The following is a 19,953-nucleotide window of genomic DNA, read 5'->3' as shown; positions in this document are numbered from 1 at the left end:
GCTTTCAAGCCGGCGCCGCCCCCGCGGTGCCGGCTTTTCTGTGCGCGTCCCACCGGTTCGCCAGATCGACGAAGCCTGCCACCGGGATTTCCTCGGCCCGCGCCGTCTCGACGAGCCCGGCCGCGGCCAGCAGGATGCCGGGCTCGGGCGTCAGCGCCTTGAGGCTCTGACGCAGCATCTTCCGGCGTTGGCCGAAGGCCGCGCGGGTGACGGCTTCCAGCGCACCGGCGCGGCAGGGCAAGGGCTCCGCCCGCGGCACAAGCCGCACCACGCTCGACGTCACCTTCGGTGGCGGCACGAACGCCGAAGGGCTGACGTCGAACAGGATCTCGGCATCGGTCCGCCAGCCGCAGAGCACGCCGAGCCGGCCGTAATCGGCCCGCTCCTCGGGGCTGGCGACGATGCGCTCGGCGACTTCCCGCTGGAACATCAGCACGGCCTGATCCCACCAGGGCGGCCAGGCTTCGCCGTCGAGCCAGCCGGTGAGCAGCGCCGTGCCGACATTGTAGGGCAGGTTGGCGACGATCCGGGCGGGACCATCGCCCACCAGCGGCCTCGGATCGAAGGCGAGGGCGTCGGCGTCGACCACCTCGAGGCGTCCCGGATAATGGGCGGCGATCTCGGCGAGCGCCGGCAGGGCGCGCGGGTCGCGCTCGATCGCCACGACGCGGGCGGCGCCCTCGGCGAGGAGCGCGCGCGTCAGGCCGCCCGGACCGGGGCCGACCTCCACCACGGTCACACCCGCGAGGGGACCCGCTGACCGGGCGATCCGCCCGGTCAGGTTGAGGTCGTACAGGAAGTTCTGGCCGAGCGCCTTCTTCGGCTCCAGGCCGTGGCGGGCGACGACGTCGCGCAGCGGCGGAAGACCGTCCCCGGCGCTCATGATGGCTCCCTCACAGCTCGTCCTCGGCGTCGAAGTGGTGGGCGCCCGGGGATCGCGGCCGCCCGGCATAGACGCTGAACGGGATGATTTCGGCACCGCCCAACGGACCGCGTCGCACCGCCGCGTTGGCGGCCAGCCGATCAGCGAGGCGCAAAGCCGCCACGAGGCTGTCGGGCCGGGCGATGCCCTGACCGGCGATATCGAAGGCCGTGCCGTGGTCCGGTGAGGTCCGCACGAAGGGCAGGCCGAGGGTGACGTTCACGCCGTCGTCGAACGCGATGGTCTTGATCGGGATCAGGGCCTGGTCGTGCGTGGGCGCGAGGGCGACGTCGTAGGCGGTCCGGGCGCGGGCGTGGAACAGGGTGTCGGCCGGGAGCGGCCCGCGGATGTCGATGCCCTGTGCCCGCAGCCGCGCCACCGCGGGGGCGAGGACGTCGCGGTCTTCATGGCCGATCGTCCCAGCCTCGCCCGCATGCGGGTTGAGGCCCGCGAGGACGAGGCGCGGCTCCGGCAGACCGAACCGGTCGCGCAGGTCCCGGGCGACGATCAAGGCGGTCTCCTCGACGAGGTCCTGGGTGAGGAGAGCCGGCACGTCCTTCAGCGGCACGTGGATCGTCACCGGAACCACCGAGAGCTCCGGGCTCCAGATCATCATCACAGGCCTGGGCGGCGTCTGGCCGGGCGGGACCGAGAGGGCGGCCAGGAACTCGGTGTGGCCCGGATGGGCGAACCCCGTCCGGGTCAGCACGAACTTGGCGATGGGGTTGGTGACCACCGCGCTCGCGCGTCCGGCCTTCACGAACGCCACCGCCGCCGTGATCGACTCGATGGTCGCGCCGGCATTGACGGAATCGGGCACGCCCGGCTCGGCGGCGACGCGGGCGCCGCTCGGCAGCGACACCACCGGGAGGGCGCGCGGGAACACCTCGGCGGCGGTCTCGGGATCGACCTCGGCCACCGGAACGGGGCGGCCGAGGCGGTGGGCGAGGCGCTCGACGAAGTCCGGATCGGCCACGAGGAAGAATGGCGGCAGCGGCTCCGTGCCGCCCCGTCCGAGCCACGCGCTGAGCGCCAGCTCCGGACCGATGCCGGCAGGATCTCCGAGGGTGAGGGCGAGGGGCGGCATGGGCGGTCTATAGCGCCGGCGGGCCGCGGGCGCATCCTCGGCGCCACGGGTCCGAGCCGCCGGAGATCGCAGGTCCACGGATCCTGAGGCCCACAGACGCGGAGAGCGGGACTTTACCGCACCGAGGCGATGCCGTCCGCGGTGGTGGCGGTGCCGACGTTCTGGCGCAGATCCGCCTCACCCAGCGTCTTGAGTTCGACCCGCAGCAGGACGGTCTGGTTGCGCTCGCGGACGCCGGTGGCCGTCGCGATCGGGGAATTGATGTAGTTCAGCGAGACGGTGGTGCATTCGTCCTGATAGCCGCCGCCGAAGCTCGCCCCCGAGAGATAGAAGCGCCCCGGATTCTGGTAGATCGGCACGGTTCCGATCGGGTTCGCCAGATAGGAGCTCAGGGCATCCGTATAGGTGTTGCGCACGTCCAGGTAGTGCGTGAGGTCGACGAGCAGCGATCCCGACACGAACCAGTTCGGCGTGATGTTGTAGGTCGCGGACGCCGTGACGCCTTCACGGTAATGGCTGTAGCCGAGCAGCGGTTGCGCCTCGTAGTAGGAATAGAAGGCTGACAGCGTCAGCGGCGCGAACGGCGCGAACCGTGCCGTCACGCCGGTCTCGAACCGCGCCACGTGGAAGTCGGCCTGGTTGAACCGGGCACGGCTGATGAACGTGATGTTCTGGTTCGGCGAGACCTGGAACCGGCCGACGAAGTCCGATCGCTGCGTCTCGAGCCCGGAATCCAGGCCGGTATTGGCGATGTCGCCGCGACGGAACGAGTTGACGCCCGCGAGCTGGATGGACTCGCCGAACAGCACGTTCGCGTACCAGCCGGACGGGGTCACGACGGAGTACTGGCCGCCGAGATTGGTGCGCACGCCGCCTTCGACCCGGTCGTAGCCCGAGAACTTGTCCCATTCGAACAGCGACGTGTCGTCGAAGACGAGGCTCTGCGCGTCCTCGTTCGGCAGGCGGCCGATCCGGGTCTCCGACGGGCGCGCGATGATCTGGCCGATCGGCTCCAGGGTGTGGACGCCGAGCGCGCCGAAATTGGCGACGAACGGGTAGCGGTAATCGAGGCCAATCGCCGGCATGACCCGGCCGGCGAAGCCGTCGTCGATCTTCGCCACCTGCGGCGCGAGATCGTTCTGGTAGCCGGAGAAGCTCGGATTGGTGAAGAACGCGTCCGTGCGCAGATACGCGAACGGCGTGAACTTCTGGCCCCAGTCGTCGATGAAGCTGCGGCGCCAGGACAGTTCCGCGGAGGCGCGGGTGTTGGTGCCGGCGAGCCCGTCGATCGCGCAGAGGCCGCGCTGGAAGACCGTGCAGGTCTGGTAGAGCGGGAAGCTGACGCCGTTGACGCTCGGCGAGAACAGGTAGCTCGAGGTCCGTGGCAGGCCCTGGTACTGCGTGGTCTCGCGGGTCAGGCTGGTGATGTTCGCCTGGAAGCGCACCTCGCCGCCGATCTCCGAGGGACCGTTGACCCGCTTGTCGTAGTCGATGACCGGGGCGACGATCGGCTGCTGCTTCTGCCAGTCGAAGCTCGACAGGCCCTTGAAGTAGTAGCCCCGCGCCTCGAACCACGAGCGGTCGCCCTGGCCGATCAGGTACGCCGTCGAGGTCGCCTCACGGAAATAGTCCGTGGTGATGTTCTGGTTGCGGATCCGGTAATTGTCGAGGAACCACTTGTCGGTGACGCCGACGAGGTCCCAACCCGTACGCCAGCGCGGGTTGATGTAGAACCGGCCCTGCGACTCCACCGAGCCGCGGAAATCGCGCTCGCCGGCGCCGAGGGGGCTCGGCAGGAAGGCCGAGGGCGTCGTCTGCGAGATGCCCGACAGGCGGATGTTGTAGAAGCCGTTGTCGATCCGCTGGCGGAACTCGCCCTGCGCGAGCAGGCCCTGCCGGCTGAGCAGCGTCGGCGTCACCGTCAGATCGTAGTTCGGCGCCAGATTGATGAAGTAGGGAAGCGACACGCCGTTGCCGAGGGCGGTCGTCGTGATGAAGCGCGGCGTCAGGAAGCCGGTCTTGCGCTTCACCGTCGGATCCGGCGCCTCGAAATACGGCAGGTAGGCCACCGGGATCCCGGCGATCTCGAGCGTCGAGTCGTCGAAGTAGACCGTGTGGGTCTCGTTGTCGTGGATGATCTTCTTCGCCTTGATCTGCCACAGCGGCGGCGTCTCAGGGTTGTCCTTGCACGGCTCGCAGGCCGTGTAGCTGCCGGACTCGAAGCTCGTCTGCTCGCCGTTCAGGCGCTCGGCCCGGGGCGCAGAGAACCGGGTGCGCACGGTCTCGAACTTGCGCTGGACGGTCTGCTGGCCGCGGAAGGCATCCACGAAGCCGGTCTTGAAGTCGTCGGTGAGCTCCATGCGCGCGCCGGTCACGACGCCGCCATCGGCCTCGGTGAGGCGGACATTGCCCTCGGCGAAGACCCGGCCGGAAGTCCGGTCGTAGCGCACGCGGTCGGCCTGCAGGGTCCGCGGGCCGTAATGCAGCTCGGCGTTGCCCCGCGCCGTCACGGTGCCGTGGTCGTTGTCGTAGATCAGCTCGTCGGCCTCGACGAGGAGCTTGTCGCCGGGCTTGCCGGCCGTCACGGCGGGCAGGCCCTGGGCATAGGCGGACAGGCCCCCCGCCAGCGGCGCGGCGAGCGCCAGCACAGCTCGGAAACCAGCCTTCCGCAGGATGTCGGCGACCTTACGCAACGCGCGTCCCAACCCCTGTGACGTCTGCCGCCACCAACCTCAACACCCGTCTCCCGTCCCGCGAAGGCTCGCGGAAGTCAGCCGTCTTCCTGGTACAGAAGCGTGAGCGTACCGAGAAGACTGCCTACCACGGCCGGGAACCAGGCCGCCACCGGTGCGGCGACGAGTCCGGACGCCCCGAGCCCCTCCATGACCTGTCGGACCACGTAGAGAGCGAAGCCGGCCGCGACGCCACCGAGCACGAGTTTTCCGACACCACCAAAGCGGAAGAACCGTAAGGAAACGGTTGCGGCGACGATGACCATGGCCACGAACAGCACCGGCCTTGCCCACAGGACATCGTACTGGAGCCGGTATCGGGTGGCGTCCAAACCGGCCCGCTCGGTCCGCGCGATCGTTGTGGGAAGTTGCCAGAAAGGCACAGATTCGGGGGGCGTGAACCCCTGACGCACTTGTGCGGGGTCGAGGTTCGAGGCGATCAGGTAGGTGTCGAACGACTCAGGGGGCGTGTCCGGTGTGAGAACGCGCACATCGGAGAGTTCCCAGTAGCCGTCGTGCAGCGTGGCGCGGGCCGCGACGAGCTGCTCGGCGAACTTGCCGGCCGCGTCGAAGGTGAAGACCGACACGCCGGCGAGGGTGGTCGAGCCCTCGATGGCGGTCTCGGCGCGGAGGATCGCCTCGCCGTCGAGGCCCTTCTGGCGGATCCAGAGGTCCTTGCCCGAACTCGCCTTGGTGGATTTGGCGAAGATCTTCGCCTCGATCTCGGTGGAGCGCTGTTTCAGCAGCGCCGAGACCGGGTTGTAGACGCCGACCGCCAGCGCACCGAGGGTGAGGGCCACGAAGAAGCCGGGCTGCAGGAACTGCCAAGCCGAGATCCCGGCCGCCCGCGCGACCACCAGCTCCAGCTTGCGCGAGAGCTGGAGCAGGGCCGCCATGGAGCCGAACAGGATCGCGAAAGGCAGGACGCCCTCGGCCACCGCGGGGGTGCGATAGAGCGAGAGCTGCGCCATCAGCCCCGCGGAGGCGCCCTGGGCCTCGCCAGCGCGGCGGAGGAGCTCGACGAAGTCCAGGGTGTAGACCAGGGCGAACACGGTGACGAACACGCCGAGCACCGTGCGGAGGAACCGGGCGGCGAAATACCGCCCGAGGGTGGGGCCGATCAGCATCATCGGGTTCAGGCCGCCGGCGCCAGGCGCGGGCCGCGGAACAGGCCGCGCACGAAGCGGGCCAGGGCGGCGTTGAATGCGCGCACCCGCGGTCCGAAGAAGATCAGGAGGCTCGACAGGACGATCGCCAGAAGCGGCACGCCGTAGACCGCCCCCACGGCCGCCGGGCTGCGCGCGGCGGCGCTGACCGCCGCGAAGCCGCCGATGCGCAGGGCCACCACGGCGAGGATCGCCCCGGCGACCGCGACGCCGCGCCCCTGCCGTGTCGTGCGTGGGTCGCCCAGCGCCGCGAAGGCGATGAAGACCAGGGCCAGCGGGTAGAGACAGGCGGAAAGCCGGTCGTGCAGCTCCGCCCGGAACCGGCCCTTCTGCAGCTTGTAGTAGCCTTCGGTCGTGTCGGGGAACATGAGCTGCGCCGTCGATCGCTCCCGGGGCTTGTAGATCGTGTCGGAATCCGGGGGCGCGAAGGCGGCGAGGTCGATCGTGTAGCGCTCGAAGGTCAGGATCGACGAATCGCGGGAATCCTTCTGCTGCTGATGGACGCTGCCGTTCTCCAGGATCAGATAGCTCTGTCCCTCGACGTCGGCCGCGTTGCCGCGCTCGGCGAGGTAGACCTTCGTCTTCCCGGCCTCACGCCGGTCCTGGATAAACAGCCCCTTCAGGGTGCCCCCCGGGCCGCGCTCGCGGAAGTGGAAGGTGATGCCGTTGTCGAGCTGGGTGAACTGCCCCTCCTTGACGACGTTCGCGATGAAGTCGCCGCGGACCCGGGTGATCACGTCGCGCAGCTCCTGGAAGCTCGCGGGCATCACCACCACCACCAGGAATCCCACCAGGAAGCTGACGAACAGCGCCAGGGTCAGGAAGGGGCGCAGGAGCGAGCGGGGCGGCATCCCGGCCGCCGACATGACGATCAGCTCGGAATCGCCGTTCAACTTGTTGAGGGCGTAGATCGTGCCGATGAACAGGGCGACGGGGGCGATCACCACCACAAGCGTCGGCAGGGACAGGCCCGTGACGAAGAGGAAGACCAGCAGCGTCTGGCCCTTGGCGGTCACGAGGTCGAGCTCGCGCAGGGCCTGCGTCAGCCAGATCGTGCCCGTCAGCCCGATCAGGCAGGCGAGGGTGGCGCCCAGGGCGATCCGAAAGATGTAGCGCTCGATCTGCCTCATCGGCCCGGCAGTCCCGCTTCAGCATCGTCCCGAAAGGTTGTGCCGGCTTTCGGGCAAAGACGATGCGAATCCAAAGCTCGAGCCCGTCGTGCCGGATCCTTCAAATCCGGCATGATGGTCCCATCCTCTTGCGCCCTCGGAGCGGCAGGGACCCGACAAAAGGGGCGATTCCAGGGCTGTCACGCCGCGTTGCGTTCTCCGTCTCAGCGGCTACACAGAGCGGATGGCCCGCGCCTCGGCGCGCGGGTACGTAGTACGGCTCCGGGATAACGGGCAGGGCGACGGGTATGGCGGACGGTATCGAGATCGGTTTCGGTCCCCTGGAGCAGAGCGGCCAGGGCCCCGGCGGATCCGGCGATCTCGTGGTCTTCGTCGGCGACGACCTGTCGCTCGGATCGGCGGCCCGGGAAGTGCTCGGCGCCTCCGGGGCGGATCTGGTGGCCCGCGCCGCGGCCTCCGAGAAGTTCAAGGGCCGCGCGCTCAGCGCCCTGACGCTGCCGGCCCCTTCGGGCGTCGGCGCCGACCGCCTCGTGGTCGTCGGCCTCGGCTCCGAGAAGGATCGGGCCAAGACCGACTGGCCGGCGCTCGGCGGCTTCACCGCCGGCAAGGTGGCGGGGCGGACCGCCCGGGTCGTGCTCGACTGGCCCGGCACGACGGTCACGCCGACGCAGGCCGGCGAGTTCGCCCTCGGCGCGCGCCTGCGGACCTACGCGTTCGACCGCTACAAGACCAAGAAGAAGCCCGACGCCGACGACAAGTCCGTCACCGCGCTGACCCTGCTGCTCGCCGATCACGGCGCGGCCGCCCGCGAGGGCGAGGGCGCCCGGAGCCTGTCCGACGGCGTGATCCTGGCGCGCGACCTCGTGAACGAGCCGCCGAACGTGCTCTTCCCGGCGGAATTCGCCCGCCGCGCCTCGGAACTCGCCAAGCTCGGCGTCGAGATCGAGGTGCTGGAGCCGGCCCGGATGCGGGAACTCGGCATGGGCGCGCTGCTCGCGGTGGCGCAGGGCTCGGCCCGCGAGCCGCGGATCGTGATCATGCGCTGGAACGGCGGCCCCGCGGCGGAGCCGCCCGTGGCCCTCATCGGCAAGGGCGTCGTGTTCGATTCCGGCGGCGTCTCGATCAAGCCCGGCGGCGGCATGGAGGACATGAAGGGCGACATGGGCGGCGCGGCCGCCGTGGTCGGTGCCCTGCATGCCCTCGCCGCGCGCAAGGCGCGCTGCAACGTGGTCGGCGCCATCGGCATCGTGGAGAACATGCCGGATGGCGGCTCCTACCGCCCCTCCGACATCCTGACCTCAATGTCCGGCCAGACCATCGAGGTGATCAACACCGACGCCGAGGGCCGGTTGGTGCTGGCCGACGTGATCACCCACGTCATCCGCAGCACCAAGCCGAAGGCGCTGGTCGACCTCGCGACGCTGACGGGCGCGATCATCGTGGCGCTGGGCCAGGACATCGCCGGCATGTTCTCGAACGACGACACGCTGGCGGGGAACATCCACGCCGCCGGCGAGGCGACGGGCGAGAAGGTCTGGCGGATGCCGCTGATCCCGGCCTACGACAAGGCGATCGATTCCAAGTTCGCCGACATGAAGAACACCGGCGGCCGTCACGGCGGCGCCGCCACCGCGGCCTCGTTCATCAAGCGCTATGTCGAGGACGTGCCGTGGGCGCATCTCGACATCGCGGGCGTGGCGATGTCGTCGAACGCCAGCGAGATCAACCGCAGCTGGGGCGCGGGCTGGGGCGTGCGCCTCCTCGACCGGCTGATTCGCGACCATTACGAGGCCCGCTAAGGCGGCCGCGACGGTCCAGACGCCGCGCGCCGGTCCGGGCAATCTCAGCATGGCCGCACTCGCCAACGCCGCGCGCGATCGGGCCGATCCGGGTGACGGGACGTCCGGAGGCCGCGTCGGCGGCCTCCTCCTGGCAGCCGTCGGGCCGATTCTCGCCATGCTGGCCGCCCTGGCGCTCGTCGCCGTCACCGGCCTGAGCCAGCGTGGTTTCGTGCCGGAGGCCCTCGAGCCCTGGATCTTCGGCTACTTCATCGGCCGCTACCCGCTCTTCGCCTTCGCGCTGGTCTACGGGCTGGGGCATCTCGCGCGCGCGGCGGCGGAGCCGGGTCCGGCCTCCGTCCCGCGCCGGGTCCTGCTCGGCCTCGCGGGGGCGGCTGCCCTTCTCGCCGCCGGGCTCTATCCCACCTTCGGCGGCCTCATCCTGCGCGGTGCCTTCGCCACCGGCGGCATGGCGTTCCTCACGCATCAGCCCCTGTGGCTGGCTTTCGGACTCGGCGCCGCTGTGGGTGCCCTGCTGTTCGGCGGCGTCCTCGGGCTGTTCGCGGTCGCGGCCAACCGGCCCCTGCGGCCGCGCCTGCGCCGGATCGGCTTCGGAGCGCTCGCCTTCCTGGCCCTGTGGTTCGGCGCGATCCTGATCGGCCTCGCCGGCGACCTGGGCGTCGGCCCCTGGCCGCGCCGGGCGATGCGACCGGAGGAAGCCGCGCTCGCCGCGGGCCTGCTGATCGCCGCTGCTCTGCCCCACACCGCTCTGGCGACATTGCGCCGGCATCGTCGGGGCGTCTGAGCCCCCTGCCTTGCGGGCCGGCCTCCGTTCCCGCAGAGTCTGCGCGACAGGCGTAGCGAGACCCGGCCACCGAGAGTCGGGCCCGCGGGAGGCATCGCGATGCACGAGGCGAACGTGATCGAGCACGGCGCTCAAGCCGCTACGGCCGGCGCGTCGCCGGCCACGCCAAGCGGCGGGTCCTCCGACCGACCCTGGCTGGCCTCCTACCCGTCCCGGGTTCCGGCGGAGATCGACGTCGCGGCCCTCGGGACCCTGGTCGGCCTGTTCGAATCCAGCATGGCCGCCTTCGCCGACCGGCCGGCGATGCTGTGCTTCGGCTCGACCATGACCTACGCGACCCTCGGCCAGCAGGCGCGCGACCTCGCGGCCTGGCTGCGCGGACAGGGCCTGGCAAAGGGCGACCGCGTTGCGATCATGCTGCCGAACGTCCCGGCCTATGCGGTCGCGATCTTCGGCGTTCTCCTGGCGGGCGGGACGGTGGTCAACACCAACCCTCTCTACACACCCCGGGAATGCGCGCAGCAGATCAACGATTCCGGTGCGCGGATCCTGATCGTCCTGGAGAATTTCGGCGCCACGGTCGCGGCAGCCCTGCCGGACGTCGCCCTGGAGCGGGTCGTCCTCGTGGGCCCGGGCGACGGGCTCGGGCTCAAGGGCCACGTGATCACGCTCGCCAGCCGGCATGTGCGCAAGGCCGTGCCGCCGTTCCGCCTTCCGGAGGGCCTCGCGATCCCCTTCGCCACCGTCCTGCGCCGGGGCCGGTCGATGCCGCGGGCGACGGTCCCGGTCGAACCGGAGGACCTCGCCTTCCTGCAATATACCGGCGGCACCACGGGCATCGCCAAGGCGGCGATGCTGAGCCACCGCAACATCATGGCGAATGTCGAGCAGTCGCAGCTCTGGTTCAACTCGAAGGATCCGAGCGTCCCGCGCTGCGTGGTCACGGCCCTGCCGCTCTACCACATCTTCGCGCTCACGGCGTGCTTCTTCCAGTTCATGCGCAGCGGCGGATCCTGCCTCCTGATCCCCAATCCGCGCGATTGCGACGGCATGGTCAAGACGCTGAGCTGCACCCGCTTCACCCACCTGATGGGCGTGAACACCCTGTTCAACGTGCTGATCAACCACCCGAAGATCGGTACGGTGGATTTCGCCAACCTCGACTTCGTGGTCGGCGGCGGGACCGCCGTGCAGCGGGCGGTCGCCGAGCGCTGGAAGGCGCTGACCGGCAACACGATCATCGAGGGCTACGGCCTGTCCGAGACCTCCCCGGTCGTGTGCGTCAATCCGCACGGGATGCGGGATTTCTCCGGCACGATCGGCTACCCGCTGCCCTCCACCGAGGTCTCGATCCGCGACGTCGCCGGCGAACCGGTCCCGATCGGGCAGCCCGGCGAGATCTGCGTGCGCGGCCCGCAGGTGATGCGCGGCTACTGGAACCGACCGGAGGAGACGGCCCGGGCGATGACGGCGGACGGGTTCTTCCGGACGGGCGACGTGGCGATCCTGCAGGCGGACGGCCAGATCCGGATCGTCGACCGGATGAAGGACATGATCCTGGTCTCCGGCTTCAACGTCTATCCCAACGAGGTCGAGGACGTCCTGGCGGCCCACCCCGCCGTGCTCGAATGCGCGGTGGTCGGCGCACCGAGCGAGGAAACCGGCGAGATGGTGGTGGCCCACGTGGTCCTGAAGGATCCGTCGGTCTCCCCCGAGGCCCTGCGGGCGTATGCGCGCACCCAGCTCACCGGCTACAAGGTGCCCCGCCGCGTGGTGTTCCACGAGACGCTGCCCAAGACCAATGTCGGCAAGGTGCTGCGGCGGATGCTGCGCGACGAGACCCCGCCGGCCTGAGCCTCGGCCGATCGTCGGGCACCCGCCTGCGTCCAGGTGCCGCTCACCTGCGGCGTAACGCCGGGATGCGGGTCGCCGAAAGGTGAGGCTGCGGCGCTTGCGCCCCTGTCGGCTGCGGCCGATCTGTGGGTTGTGCGCGCAGGACATCCGAGGAGACGGCCATGTTGATCAAGCGCAAGCGCGGTTGGGAGATTCCGGAGCATCTGGCGACGCCGGAGGCCGTCTTCATCAACCGGCGGGCCCTGATCGGCGGTGCGGCCGGGCTCGCGGCCGGCTCGCTCCTCGGCCCCCGTCAGGCCCTGGCGGCCGCAGGCGACCCGTCGCTCTATCCGGCGCCCCAGAACCCGGCCTACACCCTCGACCGGCCCCTGACGCCCGAGCGCTTCAGCGCCGACTACAACAATTTCTACGAGTTCGGCACGTCGAAGACGGTGCTACCGGCAGCCAACGCCCTCAAGACGCAACCCTGGACCCTGAAGATCGACGGCCTCGTGGAGAAGCCGTTTGAGATCGGCGTCGACGACCTGATCCGGAAGGTGGGTCTGGAGGAGCGGCTCTACCGCCACCGCTGCGTCGAGGCGTGGTCCATGGCGGTGCCCTGGACAGGCTTCCCGCTGGCGAAGCTCGTGGCGCTCGCCAAGCCCGCCTCGGGCGCGAAGTACATCCGCTTCGAGACCTTCATGGACAAGGCGATGGCCCCGGGCCAGCGGGCCTTCTTCTACCCCTGGCCCTACACGGAGGGCCTGACATTGGCCGAGGCCGGCAATGATCTCGCCTTCATGGTGACGGGGGTCTACGGCAAGCCGCTGCCCAACCAGTTCGGGGCGCCGATCCGCGTCGCGGTGCCGTGGAAATACGGATTCAAGTCGGCCAAGTCGCTGGTGAAGATCTCCTTCACCGCCGACCGGCCGAAGACCTTCTGGGAGGGGCTGCAGGCCTCCGAGTACGGCTTCTGGGCCAACGTGAACCCGGCCGTGCCGCATCCGCGCTGGAGCCAGGCCACGGAGCGGGTACTCGGGACCGACCAGCGGGTGCCGACGCTGATCTACAACGGCTACGGCGAGCAGGTCGCCGGCCTCTACAAGGGCCTCGAAGGCGAACGCCTGTTCGTGTGAGGGGCTGCTCGGCGACACCCGCCTAGGCAAACCCGCCCGAGCCTCGCCCCACCGGGCGGGGCTTCAGATCCGGGTCGTCACGCGTCTGTACGCGGTATCGGCGTCCACTGCGGCGGCGCGCACGCTAGCGCGGGCAGCCATGGGCGCGCTCGAAGGCCTGCAGCTCCGCCACGGTCGCCTGTTCCTGGCGCGAGAGCGGTATGCGGTCCATGGCGTCGTACCGGCAATCGGTATTGCCAAAGGTCCGGATCGCCCGTGGCGTGCTGAAACAATAGCCGGCCTGCTTGTAGATCAGGTTGCGCTGGTACCAAGCTTCCGCGCAGTCATCCGCCATCGCGTTGGTCGAACCCGCGACGAGGATCAGAGCGTAGAGGGCAGCGCGCATCGAATCGTCTCCGTGAGAAGACGCGACTCAAGCATCGGATGCTCAGTAGGTCCAGCGCTGCGCCTTGGAGACCAGGAAGTCGCGGAACGCCTGGACCCGGGCGACCGAGCGCATCTCCTCGGCATAGACGAGGTAGCTCTCGAGGCTCGGCATCTCGGTCTCGCGCAGCACCTGCACGAGCTGCTGGCCGCCATCCACCGCGTAGTCGGGCAGAATCCCGATCCCGGCTCCCGCCTCCATCGCGCGCTGGAGGGCGCCGATGTTGTTGACGGTCAGGTGGACCTGACGCCGGTCCCGGCCATCGCGGCCGGCATCCGCCAGCCAGTGGGCCGCGAGCAGGTACGACGGCTCGTTTCCGCCGAACGAGACGAGGCGGTGATCGTCGAGTTCTTCGATGGTCTTGGGCTCGCCGAAGCGCTTGACGTAATCCGGGCTCGCGAAGGCATGGTAGTGCACGGTGAACAGCCGGCGCTGGATCAGGTCCGGCTGGGCCGGTCGCCGCATGCGGATCGCCACATCGGCCTCGCGCATGGCGAGATCGAGTTCCTCGTTGGTGAGGATCAGCTCGATGCGCACATCCGGGTACAGGTCGAGAAACTCGCCCACGCGCTGCGACAGCCAGGAGGTGCCGAGGCCCACCGTGGTGGTGACCTTGAGATCGCCGGTCGGACGCTCGGAGGTTTCCACGAGCCGGGCGCGGGTATTCTCCAGGCGCAGCTTCATGTCCCGGGCGGCGCGGAACAGGAGATCGCCCTGTTCGGTCAGCAGCAGGCCGCGGGCATGGCGGTGGAACAGAGGCGCCTTCAGCTCGCGCTCCAGGGCGCTGATCTGGCGGCTCACCGCCGATTGGCTGAGCCCGATATCGTCACCCGCCTTGGTGAAGCTCCCCGCCTCCGCGACGTTGAGGAAGATCCGGATCTTATCCCAGTCCAAGGCAAGAACCCCTACCAGCGCGCGCCCGCGGGTCGCGCCCGGGTCAGGATGGGCACGAAGCGGCGGGCAGATCACCGGGCGAACTGCGCGGCGCCGTGGGCGGATGACCGCTCGCGGCACCGCGCGGGCATGCAATCGGTGCATCCCGGCGCAGTCAGCACTCCTATGCACACAGCGCATGATGCGACGCAAGCGGTGAAGGCGGGAAGTTGTTGAAATGGTGGGCGCTGCGGGCGAAGCGCCGCGGCCTGTGCCGCCGGCATTCCGCTGCGCCGGCCTGGACCGGGCTCTCGTCGATCGTGCGGCTGGCGAGGAATGTCTCGGCCTCCGGCGCCGCCCGTCAGCCCATGCCGGCGGCGAAGAGCGCCGTCTCGCCCGCCCTGTCCGGCGGCACCGCGCGCTGCCGTCCGAGCGGAGGTGCTTCCCCTGTCATTGCGGGAGCCGCATCTGCTTGCGGAAGCTTTTATCGAAGGCGCTTGCGGGCACGAAACGGCGCAGCAGGCTGACCCGCCGGGCCATCTTGCCGGCGGTGTACCGGCTCTTCGGTACCGCCGCGGTCGCCGCCGTCACGACCCTCTCGGCCACGATCCCCGGCGCGTCGGCAACCACCATGACGTCGCGCATCAGCCGCTCCTGGCCGGCGCGCGCGGCGTCGTAGACGGCGAGCGTCGCATCCGGCGTGACGAGGTTCCGGTCGAAGGCCGTGCGGGTATAGGCGGGCTCGACGAGGACGACCCGGATGCCCTGGGTCCTGACCTCGTGGTCGAGGGATTCGGAATAGCCTTCGAGCGCATGCTTGCTCGCAGCGTAGAGCGCCATGTACGGGGCCGGGACGAGCCCGAAGGCCGAGCTGATGTTGACGATGCGACCGCCACCGCTTGCCCGCATCAGGGGCAGGACGGCGCGGGTCATGCGGATGGCGCCGAACAGGTTGACGTCGAACAGGGCCTGAGCCTGCGCGGTGGTGGATTCCTCCGCGCCGCCGCTGATGCCGAAGCCGGCGTTGTTGACCAGCACATCGATCCGCCCCGTCCGGGCGAAGATCGCCTCGACAGCGCCCGCGACCGACGCATCCGAGGTGACGTCGCAGGGCAGCATCGTGATGCCGCCTTCCACGACACGGTCGACCGTTCGGCTCGTGCCGAACACCCGGTAGCCCGCGGCCTTCAAAGCTCTCGCGGTCTCGAGGCCGATGCCCGAAGCGGCCCCTGTCACGACCGCGATCCTGGTTTCGCTCTGCTGCACGGTGGTCTCCTACCGACGCGGCCTGCATCGCAACCGCTCCCCATATAAATTATGATCATAATTTATAATGGCAAGGGGAAAGCGTGCCCTGTCGCCGCGGAGGCGTGCCCCTATCCGCTGTTGGAGGGTCCCGCCGGCGTATCGCGTTCGGGCGCTTCGGCACCCAGCGAGGCGCGAGCCGCTCCGAGTATCTCCTCGGCCAGCGCTTCATCGTCGACCGCGCGGGCCAGGACTACGGCACCGACCAGCGTCGCGAGCGAGGACAGCGCACGCTGCCGCCTCTTCTGTTTCGGCGTCTTGGGCACGAGGGCCGCCATCAGGTCCACCATCCCGCGCACGCCTCGCGTGAAGCGGGATCGGACCGGGCTGTCCGGGGCTTCCCGTGCGACGTCGTTGGCGAGCGCGGCGACGGGACAGCCCATCCCGGGGGCGCGCACATGGGCGATCGACAGATAGTTGGACACGAGGCTGTCCAACTGTCCCCGCCCATTGTCGGTCAGCGCGGTCTCGAAGGCTTCAGCCGCCAGCGCGTCCTTGTTGGCGAATTGGCCATAGAAGCCGCCATGGGTGAGCCCCGCGGCACCCATGATGTCGGCGACGCCGACGCCATGGAGCCCCCGCTCACGAAACAGGGTCGCCGCGACCTCGACCACACGCTGGCGGTTAAGCTTGGCCTGCTCCTGCGAAACTCTCGGCATCCCCGGATCCTCAGTGCGCCGCGACCATGTTCAATTTAGATGTTTAGTATCATTTTTGAAGGGATCGGCTGTCGCGTTCTCTGCCCCAGCGCGGGCGGTAGCTATGCAATAGCTGGCGGACGTTTCGCCTCGATCGCGGTGCGTTCGGGGACGATCGGCGCGTGGATTTCCGGCGGAGGCTTGCCGTCGGGGACTTCACCCGGCACGCGGATGTCGGTCTCGAGCACCGCGTCCGCATTGCGGATCTCCAGGTTGGCGATCTGGGCGAGCGGCCTCGGATCGCTTCGAGACCTTCTTCCGACGCCCGCAGAACGTCCGCTTACCCACACCCGACGGCCGAAGCGGACTGACCGCCTCCGGCCAAGTTCGGTCCTCGGGGACCTGTCGGTGTCGTGGAGGCGAGGCACGCCGTTCCGGGAACGCTTCGAGCCGTAAAGGTCGGCTTGCGCGGTGCCGAGGAGCGTTTTGAGGCCGCTTCAGGCAAGAAAGGACGGGCTGGTACCCTGGGGCAAGAGCCAGAGGATGGGGCCGCCGGGCCATGCGCGCGCCAGGGTCGTGACCTCCAGCGCGTCGAAGCCCGGCGCCGCCACGTCAGTGCGGCGCTGGATGCAGGGCGCGCGTCCGCTCGCCTAGTCGTAGGCGCCGATCATCTCCGGCTCCTGCAACTCCTCGGTCCTGACCTTCGGATCCGGGGAGTGCTCGGCGAGGAACTTCTCCGCCTCGAGCGCCGCCATGCAGCCCATACCGGCGGCGACCACCGCCTGCCGGTAGACGAACTCGGCGCAATCGCCAGCGGCGTAGACGCCCTCGACGCTGGTCCGCGTCGTGCCCGGCACGATCTTGATGTAGCCGCCCTCCAGCAGTTCGAGTTGGCCAGCGAAGAGCTTCGTCGCCGGGTCGTGACCGATGGCGACGAAAAGGCCGTCGGCAGGCACGTCCCGCGTGGCGCCGCTGCCGGTGTCGCGCAACCGCACGCCGGTGACGGCCTTCACCGGCTCCCTTCGGCCGAGGACCTCCTCGACCACATGGTTCCAGATGACCGCGATCTTCGGATGGGCGAACAGCCGATCCTGCAGGATCGGCTCCGCCCTGAAGCGGTCGCGCCTGTGGATGACGGTGACCTTCGAGGCCAGGTTGGCGAGGTACAGGGCTTCCTCGACGGCGGTGTTGCCGCCGCCGATCACGACGACCTCCTTGCCGCGATAGAAGAAGCCGTCACACGTCGCGCAGGCTGACACGCCTGCCCCGTTGAACTCGATCTCGGAGGGCAGGCCGAGCCAGCGGGCCTGGGCGCCCGTGGCGGCGATCAGGGTATCGGCGACGTAGGTGTCGCCGCCATCCCCCTGGGCCACGAAGGGGCGCTGAGACAAGTCGACCGACACGATGGTGTCGGAGAGGATCCGGGTACCGACGTGCTCGGCCTGCAGGCGCATCTGCTCCATCAGGTCGGGCCCCTGAACGGCGGTCGCGAAGCCCGGATAATTCTCCACGTCCGTGGTGATCGTCAGCTGGCCGCCGGGCTGGATGCCCGTCACCAGGATGGGCTTCATGTTGGCCCGGGCGGCGTAGATGCCCGCGGTGTAGCCGGCCGGTCCGGCCCCGATGATGAGGACCTTCGTCTTGTGAGTGGTCATGGCGAGCCTGGACGTAGCGAGGGAGCGGAGATGTCTTGAATGTGCTCTACGCCGCAGCTTCAAGCACGGGCCGCGGACGGTCGTCGTTCGCCGGGCAGGTGTTAGGATCCACACACATCCGAGACACCAGCGGTTCGGAGATCGTCACGAGCACGTTCGGGATCTCGGTCCCGGCGGTGCCGGGCGTCTCGCTCCGGGAGCCACCGTGGCGCATGGGCAAAGACCCGTCGCTGATCGCCGTGGCCGGCTGAATGGGCGGCGCGGGGATGGGCTTCATGTCGGGCCGGGCGGCACAGAAGCCCACCGTGCCGGCGGCGTGCCCGGAGCCGACGATCACGCGTTTGGCGTACGTGTGGGCCATCTGTCTCGGCCTCCTCAGGCCGGTCCGGCCGCGCGTCGTGCGGCATAGACGTCGGCGAGCGCCTGAGCGATCACCGGCGTCGCGTCGATCGGCTTGTACGTCAGCTCCGCCAACTGACCGGTGAACGGCCGCAGCGCTCCGGCGATGGCAAGCCCGGCGAACATCCGCCGATGCCGAATATAGGTGCGCGGCAGGTCGAACAGCAGGACCGGCGCGCCGGTCGCCACCGCTTCGCTCACCATGTTGGCCGAGTCGGAGGTGACCACGATCGCCTCGGCGAGCGCCAGCATGGCGACGTAGGGATTGTCGCCGGACCCGTCCCAGAGGAAGCCGCCGGTCTCTGCCGCAAGGGCCTTCACGGCTTCGCGGAGCGGGTTGGGCGTCCGGCGGGATATCGTCACCATGAGCCGGCAGCCCTGCGCCGCCAGCCCGCGCAGATCCTCCACGAGACGGATCATGTCGGTCTTGCGGTAGCTCAGATGCCGGCTGTCGCCGCCGACCAGGACCGCCACCCGCGGGCCGTCGAGGCGCGCGAGGCGCGGATCCGGGTGGGCCCGGGCGGCGGCCAGTCGTGCGGCCGTGACGAGATGCGGAGCCGTGAGGGTCGTGAAGACGTTCGGGCCGCGAAGGTCGTCGTAATCCGGCACCCAGATGAAGTCGGCGCTGTCCGCGCCCATCCGCGGATCCTTCAGGAAGGCCGTGAAGGTCCGGCCGCCCGTAGCGCGGCGCACCGCCCGCAGGTAGGGCACGGACCGGCGCCCGGACGCGATCAGGATGTCGGGGTAGGGGCCCGACAGGGCGCCGGCGCGCCGGCGCGGGCCCTCACGGGGGTCGATCGGCCCCCACGGGGCCATCCACCCGAACGGCCCGGAGGCGGGCACCTTACGGGTCTCGAAGGCGAGACCCAATGTCTCGGCGATGCCGACGCACTGGTTCTCGTCGCCGGCCTTGCCGTCGGTGACGATCCAGGCGCGGGCGCGGGCGAGTTCGGGCAGGCGCCCGGGCCGCGAGTCCAAGCGGCTGAGCGGCGCGGTCTGCGACTCCGTCACGTCGATGCTTGCCATGCTCCTCACCGGAAACGCCCTACGCCGCGGGCCGGGGCGGACGGCCCTTCTCTAATCCCGCGGCAGGTCGCGGGCGAGCCACTGGGCATAAATGTCGGCGATCGCGGCCAGCCGGCGTTGCTCGAATTGCGGATCGTACCACGCGCCCCCGTAGCTGGACGGCGTCGCGGTCATCTGCGGATAGCGTCCCAGCACTTGGCCCTTGGGCCCGACCAGCAGGGCTTCGCCCTCCATGTAGTCGGTCTGGAAATTGCTGCCGAAGCCGGGCCGGTCGCCACTGCCGACATAGGGGCGCAGCGACAGACTGGTGACGACCACGACGAGGCGCGGCCCGCGGCCGCCGATGCGACCGGCGAAATTCTTCCGCAGGGCCGATGTGAGATCGGAAGCCAGCGCCTCGGCCTGCAGGCCTGCGCCCTTGTCCACGAGCGGCCGCACATCGACCCGGATGTCGGAGAAGACGGCGGTGGCGGGAAAATCGCCTGCCGCCGCGGATCCCGCGACGACACCGAGAATCAGGCCGGCAAGCCAGCCCCAGGAACGCGGGCGCATGCCTCAGCCGCCGTACTGGACGGCGACGACCTCGTAGGACTTGCCGCCACCGGGGGTGGTGACTTCGACGGTGTCGCCGACGCCCTTGCCGATCAGGGCGCGGGCGATCGGAGACGTGATCGACACGCGCCCGGAGCGCACGTCGGCTTCCGGCTCGCCGACGATCTGGTAGGTCTTCTCCTCTTCCGTGTCCTCGTCGACGAGCTTCACGGTGGCGCCGAACTTGATCTTGTTGCCCGAGAGCTTGGTGACGTCGATGATCTCGGCCCGCGCGATCATGCTCTCCAGCTCCATCACGCGTCCCTCGTTATGGGACTGCGCCTCCTTGGCGGCGTGATATTCGGCATTTTCCGACAGGTCGCCCAGGGCACGGGCCTCGGCGATCGCCTGGATGATGCGCTGACGCTCCACCTGCTGCCGGTGCTTCAGCTCCTCTTCGAGGGCTGCGAAGCCGCGCACCGTGATCGGAACCTTGTCTATCGTCATCGTCTC

19 protein-coding genes are annotated in these 19,953 nt (G+C 69.6%); 4 read left to right on the top strand and 15 right to left on the bottom strand.

The window, feature by feature from the left end; translation table 11 throughout:
- Window positions 1-4: 4 nt before the first annotated feature.
- From rsmA to lptF, 5 genes are all read right to left on the bottom strand, one after another.
- Window positions 5-883, bottom strand: a complete 879-nt coding sequence (rsmA, locus tag PQI07_RS36360; protein ID WP_274929288.1) for a 16S rRNA (adenine(1518)-N(6)/adenine(1519)-N(6))-dimethyltransferase RsmA — start codon at window positions 881-883, stop codon at window positions 5-7.
- 10 nt (window positions 884-893) lie between these two features.
- Window positions 894-2,009, bottom strand: coding sequence for a 4-hydroxythreonine-4-phosphate dehydrogenase PdxA (gene pdxA / locus PQI07_RS36355; protein ID WP_043755657.1), 1,116 nt, complete (start codon window positions 2,007-2,009; stop codon window positions 894-896).
- Between the two features lie 113 nt (window positions 2,010-2,122).
- Window positions 2,123-4,702, bottom strand: coding sequence for an LPS-assembly protein LptD (locus PQI07_RS36350; RefSeq protein ID WP_274929287.1), 2,580 nt, complete (start codon window positions 4,700-4,702; stop codon window positions 2,123-2,125).
- A gap of 77 nt (window positions 4,703-4,779) precedes the next feature.
- A complete protein-coding gene (lptG, locus tag PQI07_RS36345) occupies window positions 4,780-5,868 on the bottom strand; it encodes an LPS export ABC transporter permease LptG (RefSeq protein WP_274929295.1) in 1,089 nt (362 codons plus the stop codon).
- An 8-nt stretch (window positions 5,869-5,876) separates the two neighbouring features.
- Window positions 5,877-7,037: an LPS export ABC transporter permease LptF gene (lptF, locus tag PQI07_RS36340; RefSeq protein ID WP_274929286.1), complete on the bottom strand. Its 1,161-nt coding sequence runs from the start codon at window positions 7,035-7,037 to the stop codon at window positions 5,877-5,879.
- A gap of 287 nt (window positions 7,038-7,324) precedes the next feature.
- Between lptF and PQI07_RS36335 the strand changes: the two genes are divergently transcribed.
- The 4 genes from PQI07_RS36335 to msrP all read left to right on the top strand — a co-directional run bounded on the left by PQI07_RS36335 (window position 7,325) and on the right by msrP (window position 12,589).
- Window positions 7,325-8,836: a leucyl aminopeptidase gene (locus tag PQI07_RS36335; protein ID WP_274929285.1), complete on the top strand. Its 1,512-nt coding sequence runs from the start codon at window positions 7,325-7,327 to the stop codon at window positions 8,834-8,836.
- 49 nt (window positions 8,837-8,885) lie between these two features.
- Window positions 8,886-9,620, top strand: a complete 735-nt coding sequence (locus PQI07_RS36330; RefSeq protein WP_274929284.1) for a hypothetical protein — start codon at window positions 8,886-8,888, stop codon at window positions 9,618-9,620.
- A gap of 99 nt (window positions 9,621-9,719) precedes the next feature.
- Window positions 9,720-11,474 (top strand): AMP-binding protein, encoded by a 1,755-nt coding sequence (locus PQI07_RS36325; protein ID WP_274929283.1) that lies wholly within the window; start codon window positions 9,720-9,722, stop codon window positions 11,472-11,474.
- A 161-nt stretch (window positions 11,475-11,635) separates the two neighbouring features.
- Window positions 11,636-12,589, top strand: coding sequence for a protein-methionine-sulfoxide reductase catalytic subunit MsrP (gene msrP, locus PQI07_RS36320; protein ID WP_043356000.1), 954 nt, complete (start codon window positions 11,636-11,638; stop codon window positions 12,587-12,589).
- A 124-nt stretch (window positions 12,590-12,713) separates the two neighbouring features.
- On the opposite strand, the gene PQI07_RS36315 is transcribed toward msrP, so the two are convergent.
- From PQI07_RS36315 to greA, 10 genes are all read right to left on the bottom strand, one after another.
- Entirely contained in the window at window positions 12,714-12,974 is a 261-nt protein-coding gene (locus PQI07_RS36315; protein ID WP_043356002.1) for a YARHG domain-containing protein, read from the bottom strand.
- Window positions 12,975-13,016: 42 nt separating this feature from the next.
- Window positions 13,017-13,907: a LysR family transcriptional regulator gene (locus tag PQI07_RS36310; protein WP_043356004.1), complete on the bottom strand. Its 891-nt coding sequence runs from the start codon at window positions 13,905-13,907 to the stop codon at window positions 13,017-13,019.
- Window positions 13,908-14,336: 429 nt separating this feature from the next.
- A complete protein-coding gene (locus PQI07_RS36305) occupies window positions 14,337-15,152 on the bottom strand; it encodes an oxidoreductase (RefSeq protein WP_274929282.1) in 816 nt (271 codons plus the stop codon).
- Window positions 15,153-15,262: 110 nt separating this feature from the next.
- Window positions 15,263-15,850 (bottom strand): TetR/AcrR family transcriptional regulator, encoded by a 588-nt coding sequence (locus PQI07_RS36300; protein ID WP_053610013.1) that lies wholly within the window; start codon window positions 15,848-15,850, stop codon window positions 15,263-15,265.
- Between the two features lie 101 nt (window positions 15,851-15,951).
- Complete coding sequence (locus tag PQI07_RS36295; protein ID WP_274929281.1) at window positions 15,952-16,077, bottom strand: hypothetical protein; 126 nt, start codon at window positions 16,075-16,077, stop codon at window positions 15,952-15,954.
- A gap of 402 nt (window positions 16,078-16,479) precedes the next feature.
- Entirely contained in the window at window positions 16,480-17,484 is a 1,005-nt protein-coding gene (gene trxB / locus PQI07_RS36290; protein ID WP_053610012.1) for a thioredoxin-disulfide reductase, read from the bottom strand.
- A 46-nt stretch (window positions 17,485-17,530) separates the two neighbouring features.
- Window positions 17,531-17,845, bottom strand: a complete 315-nt coding sequence (locus PQI07_RS36285; protein WP_274929280.1) for a hypothetical protein — start codon at window positions 17,843-17,845, stop codon at window positions 17,531-17,533.
- A 14-nt stretch (window positions 17,846-17,859) separates the two neighbouring features.
- Window positions 17,860-18,909, bottom strand: a complete 1,050-nt coding sequence (locus tag PQI07_RS36280; RefSeq protein ID WP_043383257.1) for a mitochondrial fission ELM1 family protein — start codon at window positions 18,907-18,909, stop codon at window positions 17,860-17,862.
- Window positions 18,910-18,960: 51 nt separating this feature from the next.
- Window positions 18,961-19,461 carry a hypothetical protein gene (locus tag PQI07_RS36275; protein ID WP_043356024.1) on the bottom strand — a complete coding sequence of 167 codons (501 nt, stop codon included), beginning with the start codon at window positions 19,459-19,461 and terminating at the stop codon, window positions 18,961-18,963.
- Between the two features lie 3 nt (window positions 19,462-19,464).
- Window positions 19,465-19,941, bottom strand: a complete 477-nt coding sequence (gene greA / locus PQI07_RS36270; protein WP_170861838.1) for a transcription elongation factor GreA — start codon at window positions 19,939-19,941, stop codon at window positions 19,465-19,467.
- Window positions 19,942-19,953: the final 12 nt, after the last annotated feature.

The organism is Methylobacterium sp. 092160098-2, assembly GCF_028920805.1.
GTDB classification, from domain to species: domain Bacteria; phylum Pseudomonadota; class Alphaproteobacteria; order Rhizobiales; family Beijerinckiaceae; genus Methylobacterium; species Methylobacterium fujisawaense.
The sequence above is the reverse complement of the archived record's forward strand: the minus strand, read 5'-3'. Positions and strand labels throughout refer to the sequence as shown.